This is a genomic window from Synechococcus sp. JA-2-3B'a(2-13), assembly GCF_000013225.1.
In the GTDB taxonomy this organism is placed as follows: domain Bacteria; phylum Cyanobacteriota; class Cyanobacteriia; order Thermostichales; family Thermostichaceae; genus Thermostichus.
Window position 1 is genome coordinate 574934 of record NC_007776.1, and the last position, 18917, is coordinate 593850.

20 protein-coding genes are annotated in these 18917 nt (G+C 58.7%); 14 read left to right on the forward strand and 6 right to left on the reverse strand.

Annotated features, from left to right (window positions below):
• Positions 1 to 100: 100 nt before the first annotated feature.
• Entirely contained in the window at positions 101 to 925 is an 825-nt protein-coding gene (gene menB / locus CYB_RS02680) for a 1,4-dihydroxy-2-naphthoyl-CoA synthase (RefSeq protein WP_011432215.1), read from the reverse strand.
• 117 nt (positions 926 to 1042) lie between these two features.
• Positions 1043 to 2545, reverse strand: a complete 1503-nt coding sequence (gene cobA / locus CYB_RS02685) for a uroporphyrinogen-III C-methyltransferase (protein WP_011432216.1) — start codon at positions 2543 to 2545, stop codon at positions 1043 to 1045.
• A gap of 181 nt (positions 2546 to 2726) precedes the next feature.
• Here cobA and CYB_RS02690 point away from each other — a divergent pair, with 181 nt between their 5' ends.
• On the forward strand, positions 2727 to 3737 hold the full coding sequence (locus tag CYB_RS02690; RefSeq protein ID WP_011432218.1) for an ABC transporter substrate-binding protein: 1011 nt from the start codon (positions 2727 to 2729) through the stop codon (positions 3735 to 3737).
• Here the strand turns inward: CYB_RS02690 and CYB_RS02695 are convergent.
• Entirely contained in the window at positions 3734 to 4267 is a 534-nt protein-coding gene (locus CYB_RS02695) for a phycobilisome rod-core linker polypeptide (protein ID WP_011432219.1), read from the reverse strand. The two genes, CYB_RS02690 and CYB_RS02695, sit on opposite strands and share 4 nt — an antisense overlap.
• Before the next feature lie 586 nt (positions 4268 to 4853).
• On the opposite strand from CYB_RS02695, the gene CYB_RS02700 reads away from it, so the two are divergent.
• The 6 genes from CYB_RS02700 (at position 4854) to CYB_RS02725 (ending at position 8620) form a co-directional block, all read left to right on the forward strand.
• Positions 4854 to 5339: a 2Fe-2S iron-sulfur cluster-binding protein gene (locus tag CYB_RS02700; protein WP_041436217.1), complete on the forward strand. Its 486-nt coding sequence runs from the start codon at positions 4854 to 4856 to the stop codon at positions 5337 to 5339.
• 231 nt (positions 5340 to 5570) lie between these two features.
• Positions 5571 to 6251: a V4R domain-containing protein gene (locus tag CYB_RS02705; RefSeq protein ID WP_011432222.1), complete on the forward strand. Its 681-nt coding sequence runs from the start codon at positions 5571 to 5573 to the stop codon at positions 6249 to 6251.
• A gap of 59 nt (positions 6252 to 6310) precedes the next feature.
• The gene (locus CYB_RS02710; RefSeq protein ID WP_011432223.1) at positions 6311 to 6592 is read left to right on the forward strand and encodes a hypothetical protein; all 282 of its coding nucleotides are present in this window, start codon (positions 6311 to 6313) and stop codon (positions 6590 to 6592) included.
• A gap of 61 nt (positions 6593 to 6653) precedes the next feature.
• Positions 6654 to 7247, forward strand: coding sequence for a hypothetical protein (locus tag CYB_RS02715; protein WP_011432224.1), 594 nt, complete (start codon positions 6654 to 6656; stop codon positions 7245 to 7247).
• A gap of 24 nt (positions 7248 to 7271) precedes the next feature.
• Positions 7272 to 7742, forward strand: a complete 471-nt coding sequence (locus CYB_RS02720) for a phycobilisome protein (RefSeq protein WP_011432225.1) — start codon at positions 7272 to 7274, stop codon at positions 7740 to 7742.
• A gap of 188 nt (positions 7743 to 7930) precedes the next feature.
• Positions 7931 to 8620 (forward strand): V4R domain-containing protein, encoded by a 690-nt coding sequence (locus CYB_RS02725; RefSeq protein ID WP_011432226.1) that lies wholly within the window; start codon positions 7931 to 7933, stop codon positions 8618 to 8620.
• 37 nt (positions 8621 to 8657) lie between these two features.
• On the opposite strand, the gene CYB_RS02730 is transcribed toward CYB_RS02725, so the two are convergent.
• Complete coding sequence (locus tag CYB_RS02730) at positions 8658 to 9365, reverse strand: hypothetical protein (RefSeq protein ID WP_011432227.1); 708 nt, start codon at positions 9363 to 9365, stop codon at positions 8658 to 8660.
• 284 nt (positions 9366 to 9649) lie between these two features.
• Here CYB_RS02730 and CYB_RS02735 point away from each other — a divergent pair, with 284 nt between their 5' ends.
• The 7 genes from CYB_RS02735 (at position 9650) to CYB_RS02765 (ending at position 16113) form a co-directional block, all read left to right on the forward strand.
• Positions 9650 to 10894 carry an HhoA/HhoB/HtrA family serine endopeptidase gene (locus CYB_RS02735; protein WP_011432228.1) on the forward strand — a complete coding sequence of 415 codons (1245 nt, stop codon included), beginning with the start codon at positions 9650 to 9652 and terminating at the stop codon, positions 10892 to 10894.
• 352 nt (positions 10895 to 11246) lie between these two features.
• A complete protein-coding gene (locus CYB_RS02740) occupies positions 11247 to 12170 on the forward strand; it encodes a glycine betaine ABC transporter substrate-binding protein (RefSeq protein ID WP_011432229.1) in 924 nt (307 codons plus the stop codon).
• 26 nt (positions 12171 to 12196) lie between these two features.
• Complete coding sequence (locus CYB_RS02745; RefSeq protein ID WP_011432230.1) at positions 12197 to 13165, forward strand: ABC transporter ATP-binding protein; 969 nt, start codon at positions 12197 to 12199, stop codon at positions 13163 to 13165.
• Positions 13162 to 13779 carry an ABC transporter permease gene (locus CYB_RS02750; protein ID WP_011432231.1) on the forward strand — a complete coding sequence of 206 codons (618 nt, stop codon included), beginning with the start codon at positions 13162 to 13164 and terminating at the stop codon, positions 13777 to 13779. The genes CYB_RS02745 and CYB_RS02750 overlap by 4 nt, the downstream gene beginning before the upstream one ends.
• 83 nt (positions 13780 to 13862) lie before the next feature.
• Positions 13863 to 14528 carry a sigma-70 family RNA polymerase sigma factor gene (locus CYB_RS02755; RefSeq protein ID WP_049749556.1) on the forward strand — a complete coding sequence of 222 codons (666 nt, stop codon included), beginning with the start codon at positions 13863 to 13865 and terminating at the stop codon, positions 14526 to 14528.
• Positions 14529 to 14600: 72 nt separating this feature from the next.
• A complete protein-coding gene (locus tag CYB_RS02760; RefSeq protein WP_041436220.1) occupies positions 14601 to 15425 on the forward strand; it encodes an anti-sigma factor domain-containing protein in 825 nt (274 codons plus the stop codon).
• 1 nt (position 15426) lies between these two features.
• Entirely contained in the window at positions 15427 to 16113 is a 687-nt protein-coding gene (locus CYB_RS02765) for a VanW family protein (protein WP_238376876.1), read from the forward strand.
• A gap of 1136 nt (positions 16114 to 17249) precedes the next feature.
• Here CYB_RS02765 and CYB_RS02775 read toward each other — a convergent pair.
• On the reverse strand, positions 17250 to 18146 hold the full coding sequence (locus CYB_RS02775) for a putative CRISPR-associated protein (RefSeq protein ID WP_011432234.1): 897 nt from the start codon (positions 18144 to 18146) through the stop codon (positions 17250 to 17252).
• Positions 18147 to 18195: 49 nt separating this feature from the next.
• A complete protein-coding gene (locus CYB_RS02780) occupies positions 18196 to 18909 on the reverse strand; it encodes a hypothetical protein (RefSeq protein ID WP_011432235.1) in 714 nt (237 codons plus the stop codon).
• Positions 18910 to 18917 lie beyond the last annotated feature (8 nt).

The following is an 18917-nucleotide window of genomic DNA, read 5'->3' on the forward strand; positions in this document are numbered from 1 at the left end:
GGTATTTCCGTCAGGTGGTGCTGCTGCTTGAGTTTGAGGTAAAGCCCAGCCCTACAGGTCGCTTCCCTTCGGGGAAGTGGAATTAATGAAAACAAACAAACTATGGCAGCCAGGGAAACTGGCGAAAGTTAGGTGGGCGCTTTTCCAAAAAGGCGCGTTTGCCCTCAGCAGCTTCTTCGGTCATGTAGAACAGCAACGTCGCATCTCCGGCCAGCTCCTGCAGCCCCACCTGCCCATCGCAGTCGGCGTTGAAGGCGGCTTTGAGGCAGCGGATGGCTAAGGGGCTGTGCTGGAGAATTTCTTGCGCCCAGCGGATCCCTTCAGCTTCTAGCTCTTCCACTGGCACCACGGCATTGACCAGACCCATCTCTAGGGCTTGGGCTGCGGTGTATTGGCGGCAGAGGAACCAAATCTCGCGGGCTTTTTTTTGCCCCACCACTCGCGCCAGGTAGGCGGCCCCAAAGCCCCCATCGAAGCTGCCCACCCTAGGGCCGGTTTGCCCAAAGATGGCATTATCGGCGGCAATGGTCAGGTCGCAGATGAGATGCAAAACATGGCCACCCCCAATGGCGTAGCCTGCCACTAGGGCAATCACCACCTTGGGCAAAGAGCGGATGATGCGCTGCAGATCCAGCACATTGAGACGAGGGATCCCGGCCTCATCCAGGTAACCGGCCTCGCCCCGTACGCTTTGATCCCCGCCGGCGCAGAAGGCATACTTCCCATCGGTATGGGGCCCGGCGCCTGTTAAGAGCACTACTCCAATCCTGGGATCCTCTCGCACATCGGCAAACGCATCAATCAGCTCGGCAATGGTCTTGGGGCGGAAGGCGTTGCGCTTGTGGGGACGGTTGATGGTGATCTTGGCAATGCCATCCGTTTTTTCGTAAAGAATGTCTTCGTAGAGCTTGGCCGTCTGCCACATGGTGTCTGGGTGTATCTGCTTGGGATGCCCGGCTGGCTGACGCGGGCGGCATGGGCGGGTTCATTATAGAGGAGCACCTGGGTACTCTGCACCGCTACCGCGAACGGCCTGAAAAGGCTAGGTAGAACGGTTGGTCGCTTGGATGAGGGCTTCCACCAATCCTTCCAAAGTATACTCCTGGGCTGCGATGTCCACTCGACCAAATGCAGCCTTGCAGGTTGCGGCCGTCTTGGGGCCAATGGCGGCAATCTGCACGGGTGGATCCCAGATCTCAGGGCCTAGCCCTGCCTGCCGGATCAAGTGGGCAAAATGCTGTACTGTCTTGGAGCTGGCAAAGGTGAGGATGTCCACCTGGTGGGCTTTAAGAGCTTCCAGGACCTGGGGATCCGCTGCTGCTGGACAGGCAGACTGATAGGCGGCCACCTCCACCACCTCTGCCCCTCGCTGCCGCAAACCCTGTACCACCTCCTCCCGGCCTCCCGACTCCACTCTGGGAAAGAGAATCCGCTGCCCTGAGATCGGCTCCGGCCAAACTTGAAGCAGGGCCTCGGCCACAAACTCTTGGGGCATGAGATCGGGATGGATGCCGTACTGGGCGAGCACGGAAGCGGTCTTGGATCCCACCACCGCCACTTGTACGGGGTGGAGAGCCCGACTGTCCCGACCTTGCCGGTGCAACCGCTCAAAGAAAGCCTGCACCCCGTTGGCCGAAGTCAGCAACAGCCAGTTGAATTGGCCCAGGCGGGCAATGGCGGCATCCAAGGGATCCCAACAGGTGGGCGGCTGGATCACCAGGGTGGGCATTTCCAGCACCCGCGCTCCCTGGGCCTGTAGCAGCTCCCGAAAAGCTGGCGATTGCCCCTCAGAACGGGTAACCAGCACCGTCTTGCCTGCCAGGGGAGCCGGCGGAGGCAAAGGAGGGATCCCCGGCAAAAAGTCCTGCCGCAACCGGATCACCTCCCCAACCACCAGTAGGCCCGGCAACTTTGCCTGACTCTCCCCCTGCTGCAGCTCGGCCAAGGTGCCCACCCACACCTGCTGCTCTGCTTGCCCCGCCCCCCAGATCAAGGCCACCGGTCGGTCTGCCGGGATCCCAGACTCCATCAGCCGTGCGCCAATGTGCTGTCGCTGCCGGGATCCCATCAAAATCACCAAAGTATCCAACTGGGCCAGGGCGCTCCAGGGCAAGGCCTCTAGATCGTGGGCAGTCAGCACGGCAAAAACGCGGCTTAAGTGCTTATCGGTCAGGGGGATCCCTGCCCAGAGGGGGCCAGCCAGGGCCGACGACAACCCCGGCCAAATCTCAAAGGGACAGCCCGCCTCCCTAAGGGCTTGGATCTCTTCGCGAGCGCGGCCAAAGATCAAGGGATCCCCTGACTTGAGGTGAACCACCTGTTTGCCTTCTCGGCAGCGCTGGATGAGCCAGTGGATGCCCTCCTGGAGGCTTCCTGGCCCAGAGCGTCGCCACACCTGCGCCTGCGGCGGCAACTCTGCCAACAAGCGCTCATCCACCAGCTCGTCGATCCAGATAGCCTCAGCCTGCCGTAGGATCTCCAGTGCTCCCTGCGTCAGGCCCGCCCGCCCGCCCAGCCCTGCCCCCACTAGATACACCTTGCCCATGCCCTACCCCTTGGAATGTCGATCTTGCCCCTTGTAAGAAGGGGATCCCGCTTGCTTTGCAAATATAAATATAAATCGAAGACGCCTCCCAACAGCTCCTCTTCCAAGGGGTGGCCAGCCTGAGGAAAAACTGGTCTACTTGCGAGATACTGAAAGCGTGGCCGCCTGAGGATCCCTGCCTATGTCCGGTGTAACTCCAGAGCCTTGGCCGCGGCGGCGTTTTTTGGCCAGTGGAGCTGCTCTGCTAGCAGTAGGAGCGGGCTCCCGCCCCTCTTCGGCCAGATCCCGGCCCTTGCGACTGGTCACCAACTGGTACGCCCAGGCCGAACACGGCGGCTTTTACCAAGCCCTGGCCACCGGCATCTACGCCGACTACGGTCTGCAGGTGGAAATCCGCATGGGGGGAACGGCGGTTAACGTGCTGCAACTGCTAGCCGGGGGAGCGGCAGACTTTGTGCTCGGCGGCAGCCCCGACGCTCTGGCGGCTCTGCAAGCTGGGATCCCTGTTCTCACCGTGGCCGCCTTTTTCCAGAAGGATCCCCAGTGTCTCTTGGCCCATCCAGGGGTGGGCATCGAGCGCCTGGAAGACCTGCGGGGCAAGCCCATCTGGGTGTCACCGGGGGCCAACCTCACCTACTGGCCTTTTTTGCGGGCCAAATTTGGCTTTACCGACGAGCAGAAGCGCCCCTACAACCTCAGCCTCACGCCCTTCTTGCTGGACAAGTCTTCTGCCCAGCAGGGCTATGTGACCTCCGAGCCCTTCCGCGTGCGCCAGGAGGGGGGCTTTGATCCCGTCGTTTTTCTGCTGGCCGACTACGGCTATTCCCCCTACGCCACCACCCTGGAGACCACCCGCCCCTTTGCCGAACAGCACCCGGAGCAGGTGCGAAAATTTGTAGCTGCCTCCATCCAGGGCTGGCAGAGCTACCTAGAGGATCCCCGCCCCGGCAATCGCCTCATCCGCCAAGACAACCCCAACATGAGCGAGGCCCTCCTGGCCTACGCCCACCAAGCCCTAAAAGACTACGGCCTTCTCACCAGTGGAGATGCCGCCACGCTGGGGATCGGGGCCATGACCCACCAGCGCTGGCAAACCTACTTTCAGGAGATGGTGGCCCTGGGAACGGTGGAAGCCAACTTGGATGTGGGCCAAGCCTATACCCTCGACTTCCTCCCCGGCCCCACTGCCTAAGGGATCCCCACTTCCATCGCCGCCAAACTGTGCAAAAGCGGGGATCCCTGCATCCCCAGCTCATGGCGCCGGTGCATTTGGTTTGTCAGCAAGTAGGCCAAAGGTGGGTGGCCGCTCAGCCGTTGGCGGGGGTGGGGCAGATGGTCGTTGCCGAACTGGTGGCGGTACTCCTCCGAGTCGATAAAGGCATTGACCATGGCCTGCAAGCCCTGGTGCACCAAAATGTCGTGGTAGGCGGCCACCTCCTCCTTGCTGGCCGGGGCCCGTCCCAAAAAGTGCTTGAAGCCCTGCTCTACACAGCGGGTGTTGCAGCCGGCACTGAAAAAGAGTTGCCGGTAGAGCCGGGATCCCCCAATCTGGCGAACCAAGCGCTTAATCCCGATCCGCCCCCGCAAGAAGTCCTGCTCGATTTTCTCCAGCTCTCCTGTTTTCTCGTGCTGGTAGGGCTGGCGTTCCAAAAGCTGTTGGTAGGCAGCCCGCAACAGGTTTTGCAACGTTTGCGGATCCTGCCGGCGCTGGCGCGATTCCATAACCCTAGCTCCCAATCGACGAAGCCAACAAAAACAGAAAAGATCGATTTACAGACAAAATGGGGGACTACTTTAAAGAAATTATGAAGGGAATAGCAAATGGCTCGATACGCTTTTACGGCGGACTTCAGCACATCCCTCTGCAACAAAACTGCCAACAAAAGACTATGAAGAGCCTACTTGAGATTTACCTTGACGATAGAATAACCGACGTAGATCCGCGATAAATATTTACAAAAGGATTGTCGTTGGCTCTGATTTACGTGATTTCACTTTGTGGCTTTCTGGGCGATAAAAAGATTCCGTGTTTATCCGTAGTTAAGGATTATGACATTTTCATCCAAGATGACCTCATCCAAATCCAAAATAAAGTAAAGAATATAGCCTTCCCCAGAGTTGCTTGTGCGGGACTCATCATCTGAGGTGACCTACATTTAACTTTAATCGACTGGGAAATCAGGTGTTGCCGTAGACCTGCAGAAGGACTGCAGGGAAGGGAGTTAATTGTTGTGATTTGTTTGCGTTGCTTTTGCAGTAGATCTTGCCCGCCGGGGTTTTTTGTCTGCCCTTAATGTGGATCCCGTCTATGGTTAAACAAATCCGGCTAGAGCCTTTATCTCGTGTCTCGGAGGTCGATACCTACAGCAATCTGCTGTCGGCCATTTTGTCGGAGGAGCTGCAGGTTTCGCGGGAATGTAACGGTCGCGGCCTCTGCGCCACCTGTCATGTTTACGTCAAAGAGGGAATGGAAAGCCTCACTCCCATCACCCCCCGCGAGGCCAAGACTCTGGAGACCATTACCAGCGCCCGCAGCAATTCCCGGCTGGCCTGTCAGGCGCGGGTGGTTTCCGATGGCGTGGTGGTGGAGCTGCCGCCGGGGATGTACGTGAACTCGCTGAGGGATATCGAAGTGCTCATCGGTCGGCGGGCCGAACAAGACCTGCTGCACCCACGGACGGGGAAGGTTTTGGTGGAGCAGGGCAAGATCATCACTCGCTCTACTGTTAAGCAGCTAGAAAATGAAGATTTCCGCATCATCGGCAGTACACTTGCCCAAACTCGGGAAGTTTGATGGATTGTCGATGTTCAGGGATCCCTTGGGCTCGGCAGGTGTTGTTTTATAAACAATCAAACAAGAGTTGAACAATGTTGGATCCCTCAGATAGCTGACAAGTTTATCGAATGCTTAGCCATTCATTTTGTTGACTCATTGGCATTGTCTGGCCCAGTTGATCCCTACAAATCCCACCAAATCCTGTTGCTTTGCAATCTAGAATTATCCATTTTTTATCAGGAGAGCGCCATGGCCACCACATCTCGACCGGATCCCCGTCCTGCAGTCACCATGCCTGTGGGCCGTGACAAGCATGCTCACTACAGTTACCGCGATTTCTTTCGCTTCAACCGAGATCAGGGCACGATTATCGATTGGAACAACACCCAAAATCTGCTGTTGAGCGAAGACTTTATTGTGGGCTTGCAAACAGGCCTGGAACGGGAAGTGGGGGATGCTTCGGCGGCGGTGATGTACACCATTGGCAGAGATTGGGGCATCCGCGATGCCAAGCACTTCTCCGAGTGGTACGAGCGGGAGTATGGGATTGGCGTAAAACAGTCCAACCTTTTGTTTTTGCTGGAGACTTGGTGGTGGCCTTTTACGGCTCAGGGCTGGGGCAAGTGGGAGGTGGAAACCGAATCCAAACAAAAAGGCTTCCTGTTTATCAACTTGTTTGACTCGATGGTGGCTCGCACCCTTGGGGATGTGGGCAAGCCGGTTTGTCATCTCTATGCCGGGCTATTTGCCGGGTTTTTCACCGCTATGACTTCCCGCGAGCTGGCCTGCATCGAGATCCAGTGCTACGCCATGGGGGAAACCTACTGCAAATTCCTGTTGGGCGGGCAAGAACGCATTGATGCCGCCAATTTTTGGATCACCGAAGGGGCCAGCGCCCGCGAGATCGAGCAGCGTTTGCACCAGTTGTGAGGCTTGCTTGTGGCTTTTGAAGGCTCTCTGGGATCCCTCGACACTTTGGAGAAACGCCCATGGTCACCTTCAACTTAGACACCGATCTGGACTTAACCCAGCCGCTGGCGGTCTTTTTGCAGGGGTTGAACTGGGATAACCGACCCCCGGCCAAGGCTTCCTCCGCTCAAGAACTGCCGCCGCAGTCCCCCGTGCTCTTTGCCCAGTCGGTGGGACAGTTTTTTGCCGGCTTCAATTGGTCGGGCATCTGCCCACGCTCAGAGCCGCTGCCGGAATTTCCGGCAGAGGATCCCTTTACTCTTGAGGATTTTGCCGCTTTGTTTGGCGGAGCTTTGCTCTAGCTCTGGTTTGTTCAGGGATCTCGGTTTTGTTTTGCCCTCTGTTTTTAAGGAGACTTCACCCATGGATGACCTTCACTCTTGGCCGGAGCGCATTGCCGATCGAGAAGGGGGTTACCTAACACCCGACGATCTGCAAGACCTGATTCGCTACTCTCTCTCTTTTCAAGAACGGCTGGAGCTTTACCAGGTCTTACAACAGCAGGAGCTGACCTGGATCCAAAAGGTTTTGCAACAGCAGGGGCCAACCCCCGTCGCGACAGCGTTGCCCAGCAGCAATCCCGCCAGAGAGGGGGCAGAACCTTCTCTAACCCCGGCTCAGCGCCTCTTGGCTCGTCAATTGGCCTTTTGCTTGCGCTCCCTGGGCCTGAGCCTGTTGATAGGGGATCCCACCCCTGTGCAGCAGGTAACTCTTGGTGCGATGGAACAGTACCTAGGGTTGCCGCAAGCGCTCGCTCAGCTACGGGCAGTGGTTCAGGGATCCCTGCCGGCGGATCAGCAGGGGTTGCTTGCCCCCTACTGGCAAGAGCTACAAGCTGTCTGCGCCACTTCTCAGGCCCAGTTCCCTTCCCCCTCTTCTTCTAGGTCTGAGGCCGAGGTTGACCTGCCCACAGTTCCGCCGGAGAGGGCTCTCACCTTGGCGGAAATGTTTGTGTGAAGCCCACTGAAGGAGGCTCTATCTATGAATTCAAGGGTTGCCGAGCTGATGCACCAAAGTGAGGGCCGCTATCTGCGCCCAGATGAGTTGAAAACTCTACACGCCTACGTGGAAGGGATCCCGAAGCGGGTTCGCCTTTACCAGGTTCTGCAGGCCAAAGAACAAGAGCTGCTGGATCGGGTGATGGAGAAGTTTCAGCCGATGATGCCGAATTTAATCCGCCAGCATGGTCACCTGGCCTGGGAGCGCTGCCGCCGGGATCTGAGCATGGTGTGGCGCTACTGCTGCATGGCCATGCTGCTCAACGACGAAGACTACCTGAGGGATAAATTGCTCTACTGGCTGGAGACGATCCTGAAATCCTTCAAGATGCGCGACCAATGCCAGCCTGCCTACAAGTTAATGCTCGACTCCCTGACCTACATCTTTGGGGCAGAAGAGAGCGAGATGATCCGTCCTTATCTGCTTTTGGCCAAATCCATGCTGGTTAACTAGGTCCATTCGCCCTCAATCTATTCACCAAAGTTCCCTGCGCCCTCCGATAGCGACCTCCTTCTCCCGATTTACTGTATACAGCTTATACAGCTCACTCCTTAATCATTCATTCCCTCACGCCAAAAATTCCAGCCGCTCCCCAATCTATCCATCCCCGCCCTCTTGTCCACCTGACTGCGAGAATAGCCATGATCTCCCTGCAAGAGATTCTGCAAGACCAGATCTTGCCTGGGCACTGCTTTAGCCCTGCCTACTACATCCGCCCTGACATCCACACCGGACTGCTGTACAGCCGCGGAGGATACCGCTTGGCGGCCTTTCCCATGCCCCTGCTGGAAGCTCTCTACTCCGGCCTGCGCTATGAAACTGGCCAAGCCACCCGCGTCATTCTCTACAACTGTGGCCGCGATTGGGGAGAGGCATTTTTCCGCCGTGTTGAAGACGAGCTTTCCGGCTACTACCAGCAGCTGCTGCAGGAATTGCCGATGGGGATCTTCCTGGATGCCCTCAGCGACCTCTGGGCCACCCACGGTTGGGGACGCCTGGAGCTGGACTTTTCCGCTGCTGACCACGGCTTGGTTCAGGCCGGGATCCGCAATTCCGGGTTTGCCCTTGCCGCTCGCGCCAGCTTCAACCCGGAGGAACCTTCTGCACGGCGAGAGCCTGCCGGATATTTGGAGGCGGGAATGCTGGCCAGCCTCTTCTCCTTGCTTTCGGGGCGGGATCTCATCTGCGTACAGACCACCTGCGAATCCCTGGGGGCCGATCTCAACCGCTTCCTCATCGGCACGGCTCAGCGGCTGCACCACTGCGAGGAATGGGTGCGCAAGGGCCTCTCCCACGACGAGATTTTGGATCGGCTCACGGCCAGTCCCTAGAAAGGGATCCCTGGCCAGAGCTGTTTTCAGAAGCTCGCTAGGGCAGGTAGGGCTGAAAATCTTGGGTGACCGTCAGCGTCAAGTTGGCATTGGCGTCGATCACCGCCACTTCCGGCGCCGTTACATTGCCGATGACAGCCCCTGCCGCCGCTCCACCCAGCACTTTCTCCGTCGAGATCACGCGGTCGCCGAACAAGCCTCCCAAGATGGCCCCCGCAGCTGCCCCAATCAAGGCATCTTGCACAATCGCTTCCCCGGAAGTGTGGCGGGGATCCTTGCGCAGCGGGATAACCTGGCTCTGAGCGTAGAGGGGGTAGGATTGGCCGTTGAAAATCAAAGCCCGCGAAACAAACTGGGTGCCGCCGCTCACCGGCTGAAATTGGCCTTCCAAAACAGCCCCCGCCGGGACGACCATGTTGCCGTAGATGTCCCGCAGAGGGGTATCCAAGCTAAGGCTGACGGCACGGGTTTCCCCAGGGGCAATCAAGAGGGTTTCTGGGGAGCGATGCACCGCCTGGATCAGATCCCCAGAGCGCAATAGCAACGTGGTTTGCAGTTGAAAGGGCTGGCCAGGTTGCAGGGGTTGAGGGCCAGGGGGAAGGGGGCGAGGATTCACAGGACGCCATCCCTCACCGGCAGGCGGTGGTGGCAAGGGCCCCATTTGGGCCAAAACTGGGGCGGCCATCTGCGCTGAGAGCAATCCGCCAAGCAGAGGAGCCAACAGGCGGCTGGCTGGGTTGGTCATGGTCTTACCCCCATTCATCATTCCTACGCTAGCTGCAAACCGGACAAAACCGGGAGCCTTTCGGGCCTTACCTATCTTTTACCTATCTTGATCAAAGCCAACTGAATGGAAATGGGCTACCTCAGGTGAGCAGATTCCGCTGCTCTTCGCTCCAGATAGAAGTACGGAAAAACGCTAGGGTTGCCCACTCTGGGATCCCTGCTGTCCATGTTAGATTAGGCTCTAGGTTTCTTCCCCTGCGTGGGGCCGAAGTCTTGCAGCATCCCAACCCTCTTCTTGTAGCTATGAAGCGCAGCACATCCATGCCGGGCCAGCCCTCTCCCGGGTCAGAAGCTTCCGCCCAACCTGCTCAATCCTCTTTCCAGCCTTTTGCCATCTCCACTTGGAAGTCTCTTCTCTCGTCAGTGCTGCTGGTGCTGCTGGGCATTGGGCTGGGAGCGGCTCTGGTGGGGGGCAAGGGGGTATCTGCCCAGACGACGGCAACCCCGCCCCAACTGAACCTGAATTTCATCGCCGATGTGGCGCAAAAGGTGGGGCCGGCGGTGGTTCGCATCGATGCTGAGCGGACGGTGCGCGCCCCTGCCCCTTTTCCGGAGGAGTTTTTCAGCGATCCCTTTTTCCGGGATTTCTTTGGCCAAGCGATCCCTTCCATCCCTCGGCAGCGGCGACAGCAGGGAACCGGCTCTGGGTTCATCATCAGCCCAGACGGCCAGATCATCACCAATGCCCATGTGGTCGAGGGATCCGACAAGGTAACGGTGACGCTCAAGGATACCCGCAGCTTTGATGGGCAGGTCATCGGTTCGGATCCGGTTACGGACATCGCCGTGGTGAAGATCAACGCCCAGAACCTGCCGACCGTGAAGCTGGGGCGCTCGGAAACCCTGGAGCCGGGCCAGTGGGCCATTGCCATCGGCAACCCCCTGGGTTTGGATAACACCGTTACGGCTGGGATCATCAGCGCTTTGGGCCGTTCCAGCGGGGAGATTCGGGTGCCTGACAAGCGGGTATCTTTTATCCAAACGGATGCGGCCATCAACCCCGGCAACTCCGGCGGGCCGCTGCTCAACGCCCAAGGGGAGGTGATCGGGGTGAACACCGCCATCATCCAGGGAGCGCAAGGGTTGGGCTTCGCCATCCCCATTGAGACGGCCCAGCGGGTGGCCAATCAGTTGATTACTCGCGGCAAGGTGGATCACCCCTACCTGGGCATCCGCATGCTGACGCTGACTCCAGAGCTGAAGGAGCGCCTCAACCAGGATCCCAATAGCCGCATTTTGATAACGGTGGATCAGGGTGTACTGATCGGCGAAGTCATCCAGGGATCCCCGGCGGAACGGGCAGGGCTGCGGTCTGGGGATGTCATTCTCTCCATCAATGGTCGTGCCGTAACCACAGCCGATCAGGTGCAACAGGAGGTGGAGCGCACTGAGGTGGGCAGCACCCTGGAGCTGGAGATCGAGCGAGCCGGGCGGCGACAGAAGATCCGCGCGGTAACAGGCTCTTTCCCGGCCCCCAGCGGAGGCTGATTGGGCATGGTTGACCGCCCCTCAAGTATCAACCAGACCCCAGCGACACAGCAGGGTTGTTCTCAATGGGGGTGAACTTCCCTCTTCCCCTGGGAGAGGGGCTGGGGCGGTGCTGCTCGCGCCAGCGGGACGGAGTCCTTTCGCGCCAGCGGGACGGAGTCCTTACACTTGGGCTATTTCAAACCAACTTGCAGTGACCGTACTGGCGATCTCTACGGTTGGTTCTTGCAGTTACGGCTCAGGGAAAATAATGGTTTAATGGTGACTTAACAGTCGAAACTTCCTGGCCCAGGCCGGAACGCTCTCGGCAGGGCCTCTTGTCATTAGCCTGGGATCCCTTCTCCCCTTGCCTATGCTGAAAACCACTCGTCGCTTGGCTTTGCTGGCCCTGTCGGGGCTGGCAGCTCTTGTTCTCACTCCCCATCGCGCCAGCGGGACGGAGTCCTTAGGGGGCCTCGCCAAGCCCATTACCGTCGGCTCCAAGGACTTTACCGAGCAGTTTATTTTGGGGGAAATGTACGCCTTAGCCCTGGAGGCGGCAGGGTTCACGGTGGAGCGCAAGCTCAACCTGGGGGGCACGCCGGTAGCCCATGCGGGCTTGTTGAGCGGCGAGATCGATCTCTACCCCGAGTACACCGGCACTGGCCTGCTGACAGTGCTCAAGTTGCCCAGCAGCGGCGACCCGGCAGAGGTGTACGCGACGGTGGCCCGCGAGTACGAGAGCCAGTTCCAACTGATTTGGCTGGATCCCGCCCCCCTGAACAACACCCAGGCCCTGGCCATGACCCGCGCCAGAGCGGCTGAGCTGGGCATTGCCACCATCTCGGACATGGTGGCCAAAGCGGGCGAGCTGGTGATGATCGGGCCGCCGGAGTTTCAAGCCCGCGAGGATGGCCTACCCGGGATCCAAGCCGTCTACGGTAATTTCCGGCTCAAGGCCTACAAAGCAGTGGATCCCGGCCTCCGCTACCAGGGCTTGGTCAATGGGGAAGCGGATGTGGCAGTGGCCTTCGGCACCGATGGAGAAATTGCCGCCTTTGACCTGGTGCTGCTGGAGGATGACAAGCAGCTTTTCCCCCCCTACCAGGTGGCGCCGGTGGTGCGCAAGGACACCCTGGAGGCCAACCCCGGCATTGCCGCTGCCTTAAATGCCCTTTCCCCCCTGCTGACGGACGAGGTGATGCAGCGGTTGAACTACGAGGTGAGCGGCAACCGCAAGGAGCCGGCGGAGGTGGCCAGAACTTTCTTGGTGGAAGCCGGCATTCTCAAGAAATAACCTTGCCTGTTGCATGAGACCCTGAGGTGAGCACCGTCGAGTTCGAGCGGGTATCGCTGCGCTTTCCCCACAGTTCCCAGCCGGCTGTGGAGGAGTGCAGTTTTTCCGTGGAGTCGGGCCAGTTGGTGGTCATTTTGGGGCCTTCTGGCTGCGGCAAAACCACCCTTCTGAAAATGGTGAATCGCTTGCTGGATCCCACCCAGGGGCAGATTCGCTTGGACGGGCGGGATATCCGCCAGTTTCCCGTCACGGCTCTGCGGCAGCGGATCGGCTATGTTATCCAGCAATCGGGGCTGTTTCCCCACATGACGGTGGCCCAGAATGTGGCGGTAGTGCCGCGACTTTTGGGATGGGCGAAGGAGCGCATCCGCGAGCGGGTGGACGAGCTGCTCAGCTTGGTTAATTTGCCCCCCCACGAGTACCGCCACCGCTACCCTGCCCAACTGTCGGGCGGACAACAACAGCGGGTGGGGCTGGCGCGGGCGCTGGCCGGGGATCCAGGGCTGCTGCTGATGGACGAGCCCTTTGGGGCCATCGACGCCATTACCCGCAGCAAGCTGCAAGAGGAGATCCTGCGCCTGCAACGGCAATTGAAAAAAACCATCCTGTTCGTCTCCCACGATGTGGAAGAGGCGCTGCGCCTGGCGGATCGCATTTTGGTGATGCAGAAGGGGCGGGTGGTGCAGTTCGACACTCCCTTTCGGCTGCTCACCCAGCCGGCTACTCCCTTTGTCAGGGAACTGCTGGGGGCAGATGACATGGTACGGCAGTTGAGTGTGCTGCGGGTGGAAACGGCGATGGCCGGGATCCCGCACAACCACAAAATCCAAGAGGGAGCGATGGTGAGGCCCCAGGCCACTTTGCGGCAAGCCTTGTCCCTGCTGTTGCGCACAGGGGCGGCAGCCCTGACGGTGTGGGAGGACGGGCGGGCCATCGGCGTTTTGACCTTGGATCACATTCGCAGCTTGGCCATGCTGGAGGGGGGATCCGCGTGAGCTATCTCCTCAACCACCCCGGCCTGATGTGGCAGCTCACCCAAGAGCATCTGGCGATGGTGGGGATGACCTTGGGCATGGCGGTGGTGCTGGCGGTGCCGCTGGCTCTGCTGGTTCACCACGTGCGCTGGTTGGCCCTGTCGGTCATGGGGATCCTCAGCATCCTGTACACAGTGCCCAGCCTGGCTTTGATCATTTTGTTGGTGCCCTGGCTTGGCCTCAATGCCCGCTCGGTGGTGGTGGCGATGGTGATCTACACGCAGGTGATCTTGGTGCGCCATTTTTGCGTGGGCCTGCGCTCGGTCGAGCCTGCCATCCTGGAAGCTGCCAAGGGCATGGGGATGAACCTCTGGCAACGGTGGTGGCAGGTGCAGGTGCCGCTCATGCTGCCCATTGTTTTGGCAGGGCTGCGGCTGGCGGCAATTGTGGCCATTGCCATTGCCACCGTGGGCGCCAAGTTTGGGGCAGGGGGACTGGGAACCCTGCTGTTCGATGGCATTGCCCAGGCCGGTCGCTACGACAAGATCTGGGCCGGATCCCTGGCGGTGGGATCCCTGGCCTTGCTGGTGAACACAGCCTTGCTCAGCCTGGAATGGGCGGCCCGTCGTGGCTGAGGGGGTAGACTTAAGGACTCCGTCCCGCTGGCGCGATCGGGCAGGTTTATCCTCTAGTTGTGTGGGGCGAAACTGGGTGTAGCATGGGTGAGCAACCAGGGACTCCGTCCCGCTGGCGTGAGCGGGTGAGAGATTGGTCATCCCGCGCCGATTGGGAGCTGATGGAAGCGCTCAAGGCGGGGCAACCTGCTGCTCTGGCTGCGCTCTACGATCGCTATGCCGGCTTGGTCTATGGGCTGGCCTTCAAGATCCTGGGCCACGTGGCCGAGGCAGAAGACCTGACTCAGGAGGTGTTTGTCGAGCTGTGGCGCAAGGTTGGCTGTGATCCAAGGACTCCGTCCGAGTCGCGCGAGCGGCGGGGATCCCTGAGCAGTTTTTTGTGCATCCTGACCCGCTCGCGGGCCATTGACCGTCTGCGTTCTCAGGGCAGCCACCAACTTCTTTTGAAACGCTGGCAGACCATTCTCAGCGCCGATCGCGTCAGCGGGACGGAGTCCTTTAGCAAGACTCGGTTCCCTTTTGAGCAGGTTTCCATCGAGGAGCGGCGGCAAGCGGTGCAAGCGGCCCTCAGCCAATTGCCCGAAAACCAACGGCAGATCCTGGAGTTGCTCTATTACCAAGGGTTGAGCCAGGCGGACATTGCTCGCCAATTGGGGATCCCGTTGGGGACGGTTAAGACCCGCTCTCGCCAAGCTCTCTGCAAATTGCGGGGATCCCTGCGCGCCCTTCTGGGTTTCTGCTCGCGTTAGCGGGACCGCGTCCTTTCGCGTTAGCGGGACGGAGTCCTAGGTTTGGAGTTGAGTTCTGGTGTCGGGATGGCCATGTCTGATCGCGTCAGCGGGACGGAGTCCTTTCGCGTCGGCGGGACGGAGTCCTTATCCACCTCGCCCCCTTTAACAGAGGAACGGGAAGAACTGGCCGGCTATCTGCTGGGGGACTTATCTCCTGAACAGGCGAGTGCTCTAGAGGCACGCCTAACTCAAGACCCTCGGCTGGTGGCCGAGCTGCAAGCTATGCAAGAAACCTTGGAGTTGTTGCCCTACGGATTGCCAGGAGTGCTCCCGCCCGCCAGCTTGCGCGACCAGGTGATGGCAGAGGTGGGGGCTATGGGCTTGCGCGAACAGGAGATGGCCATCCCCCTTCACTCCCCATTGCCTGCTTTTGGGGTTGGGTGGCGCTGGCTGGGAGGCTTGGTGGCGGCAATTTTGGTTCTGCTCAGCTTAGACAACTGGCGACTGCGGCAAGCACTGCAACTGGCCCAGCTAGAATCGGTGCGGGCATTATCCCATCTCTTGCAACAGCCGGGATCCCGTCTGGTGCATTTGCAGGGGGAGGTGGGGACGGCCAATGTGCTGTTTCGCCCAGGAGACTGGCAGGAGGTTATCTTGGCCGCACGGGATCTGCCCCAACCGGTGGCGGGGGAGCGCTACTCCCTCTGGCTCAAGCTGGATAATGGCGAGTTCCTCCACTGTGGTGACTTTCAGGTGGATGCTCAAGGCTCTGCTCTGGTGGCCCTACGCCCATCCCGCACGTTGCCGGCAGGTACCCGCGCCCAAGAGCTGCTGGTCGCGACCGGTTCCCGCCAACTGCCCGCTCGCGCTACTCGGACGGAGTCCTTGAAACCCCTTCTGACGGGCAAGGTGTGAGGTGAGAGGAAGGGTTGACCTGCGGAGGTTGGCTGTGCTGGTGGGGGCGCTACTGGCCCTTCTGGCCTTGTGGTGGACGGATCCCACGCCAACAACCCTAAGCCAATACGTTACTTCTTTGCAGGAGCGCACTCCTTCTCAACTCCACAACATTCGCCGAGCCGTCCAAAGCCTGGATGGAGTTTACATCATGCCTGCGACACGCTCACAGGAACAGGCAGAAGTGATTTTTTCCTTCAACCAAGTGGTGGGGCCGCGCAGCCTGGAACGAGGCTATGTGCCCGCGCCGGTGTTTATGGTGGCCGAAACCCTGGATTCGGTTGGGGGAGGAATCTGTCAGGTGTCCTCTAGCCTTTACAATGCCGCTCTGTTGGCAGGGCTGGAGGTGGTGGAGAGGCACCCCCATTACCGGCAGGTAGAGTCGGTGCCCCCTGGCTTAGATGCCACCGTTTGGTACGGCTTGGCCGACCTCAAGCTGCGCAACCCTTTCCCCTGGCCGGTGCGCCTACGAGTTCAGATCCGCGGCCCAAACCTGATTGTGTCCGTGCTGGGACGGGGATCCCGCCACGCCCTGAGGATCCCACCCATCCGTGTAGAGGGGCACCGGCTGGATCCCCAGCATTTGCAGGTGAGCGTGTATCGGGGTAACGAGCGCCTCTCCCAAGATCGCTATGTCGTTGCTCCCTAGCCTCTCATCGCGCCAGCGGGACGGAGTCCTTTTTTCGCCCCATTGGCCCCCTACTTCAGCGTCTCAGGAGCAGCTCCCCAGCAACCTCCACACAGGGATCCATGTTAATTTCTACACCAACATGGTTAGCGACAGGGTCGGCGACAAGCCTCAAACCCTGATTCTTCCGTTGACCCGGTCGATCCCGCTCTGGGCAAGGGTTTCAGGCCCCTCGGCGGAGAAAAATAAGGGGAAATTGCAGCCGTTCGCGCCAGCGGGACGGAGTCCTTAAACGAGACCCTGTCGATCTAGGCCCCTGGATCCCGCTCTGGGCAAGGGTTATAATCGGCGGAAGTCGCTTCCTTTCGGGGCAGTGGAATTAATGAAAACTCAATGGAAAATTAATCGAGCCAAGCGAATAACTATTAAAATGAAGATTATCAAATAGCAAACAAATGTAGCGATACTCGTGGTTAAAAATAGAACTCCGCCCCATTTCCGGAGGAGAGGCTCCAGAAAGTTCGTGCATGGGAGGAGACGAATAGTCCACTTTACACTGGTATCATCGCCATCGAATTGAAATAACCAGGCCCAAAGATAGAAAAAATGAGTCGCGAGGTAGAGCGCAATATCGCTCTTTCTTGATTCAAAAACGCTAATGAATGTGATCATCAAAGCTATATGCACAAATGCCCATAAAGTAAGCAGCAAAATAAGCAGCGCTCCAAACATCATTAGAAGCCAACCGGCGACTCCAAGACGCATGAGAAACAGGGCACAGACAAAAAGGATCTCCACTCCAACTAGGAGAAGTTTGGTTGGTGTATTCAGGCTTTCATGTTCTACCATATTACTTCCTTTTTTCGCGTTGTTCGTAATATGTGTCTCAGACAAGCTTAATAACTGCAGACGTGATGATCTAGATCTGATCTGGCACTTTTGGCAGGGGTAGTTGAAACGGATGATGGTCGAAGCGAATACGCTGTACTCGGTAATTTCCTGTTAATGGAACCGATCCTGAGCCGCAAGCAACTTCCACGCCACCCGGATCAACCGTTGTTCCGAATGCGATACCTTATTTTATGTAGGTTTGCGTAGCAAAAACCCTATACCTGATAAGTCACTTCCCTTTGGGGAAGCGGGATTCATGGAAACACTCAAAGCAGACGGCCCAAGCGTTGCCGCAATTCGGTGGCAGCCAGCTCTAGGTGCTCGGGGGTGTAGCCGGTGGTTTCTACTCTGACAGCGAGGTGGGTGTCCTGGCTCTCGTGGAGGTGGATCCACAGAATGTGGCGGCCATCTTCGGTTTTGCGGTTTGAGGCTTTGACGCTGTTTTTGGGGGCAGCGTAGGCGTGTGGATCGTATCGAACCAGATCCACCCAGGGAATGTCTCGCAGGAGTCTTTCCACTTTGGCCCAACTGCGGGGTCGGTGATGGCTGGCATCGCTTCGGATTTGGATGATCTGGGAGCGATCTCGGCCTGAATCGGGGAGATCTGCCCGTGGGATCCGGGGCTGAACTTGCGGCTGTAGGTAGGGCAAGTAGACCAGGGATTTGTATTGCTCATGGATGTAGCAAACCGGGACCCCCAATTGGCTGCCCACCACAGCCATGATCATGGCTTGGGCTTTAAACCCGCCGGTAGCGGCAAAGGTGACGATCCCCCTGGCGCTCTCTGCCAACTGTTTCAACAGCTCGGCCATCCGCTCCAGTGAGGATCCCTCTAGCTCGTAGTTGATGCCGGGAAGGGGAACCAAAGAGACCTGCTGCTGACCCAGCTCTTGCTCAAAAAAGAGCTTCAAAATCTGGGCACACTCCAATCCGTCGGGGGTTTCTGAGTGCAGCAAAATCAAGGCATCATTCGAGGTGGGATCCAGCTGCAAGTAGGTGTTGGTTTCGGCGCTGATCAGCTCCAGATCGGTTCTTTTCATCCAGGCCAGCGCTTGCTCCGGATCCCCAATGGTTTTTTGTCCCAGCCAGGGGCGCTGCGGCTCTAGGTTCTTGTCGGGATTGGTGAGCAAGGAAGTGCCCACCGTCATGATGATGGTCTGCATGGATGGCCGGTTAACTCAAACTTTTCGAGGGCTCTGTTCCGCTTTGTGCTCAGAGCAGCTTGGCCTTGCGGATTCTGCCATCTTCCTTTAGACCCAGAACTTCCACCTGCACCTCTTGCCCCACCGAGAGGGATCCCGCCCGTTTGGGCTCCTTCTGGGTGAGCTTGGTGTCTGTGTCCAGAATCTGGAAGGTGACTTCGTTGCCCTTGATGTTGGTGATGGTGGCCTTCAGCTTTTGCCCGGTCTGGAAGCGAGCTTTGCGGGCCTGATGCTGGGCCTGGTCTTGTTGGTGTTGATGGTTTTGTTGTTGTCTGTCGTCCTGGGATTTGTTTCCCGCCCCTTGGGGAACGGAGTCCTTGCGACCGGAGTTGTCGTTGGGTTGGGATCCCTGAGGCGGCGGAATCTCGCCAATGGGCACTCCCCCATCTTTGTAGTAGCGGGCCAGGCGGGCGGCCCAGCCCAGGATCTGCAGCATCTCAGCCGGCCTATCCTGCAGAGATTGCAAGTACTTTTTACAGGTTTGGTCGATGAGCCGGTAGTAGCGTGGGGTTTCGTTGCTGCGGTGGAGGCCAGTTTCTCGCACCAGCTCGCCGGTGAATCGGAAGAAACGGGATCCCGCGTCAGGGTGATGGGCAACCGAGCGCAGATAGGCGATGCACTTGCTCAACTCGTCGACATCCACCCTTTCTTTGGCCAAGGTCATGGCGATGCCGTGGGCGAGATCCCAAGATTGGGGGCTGAGATCGACAGTGTCTGACAGCATGGGGGAAC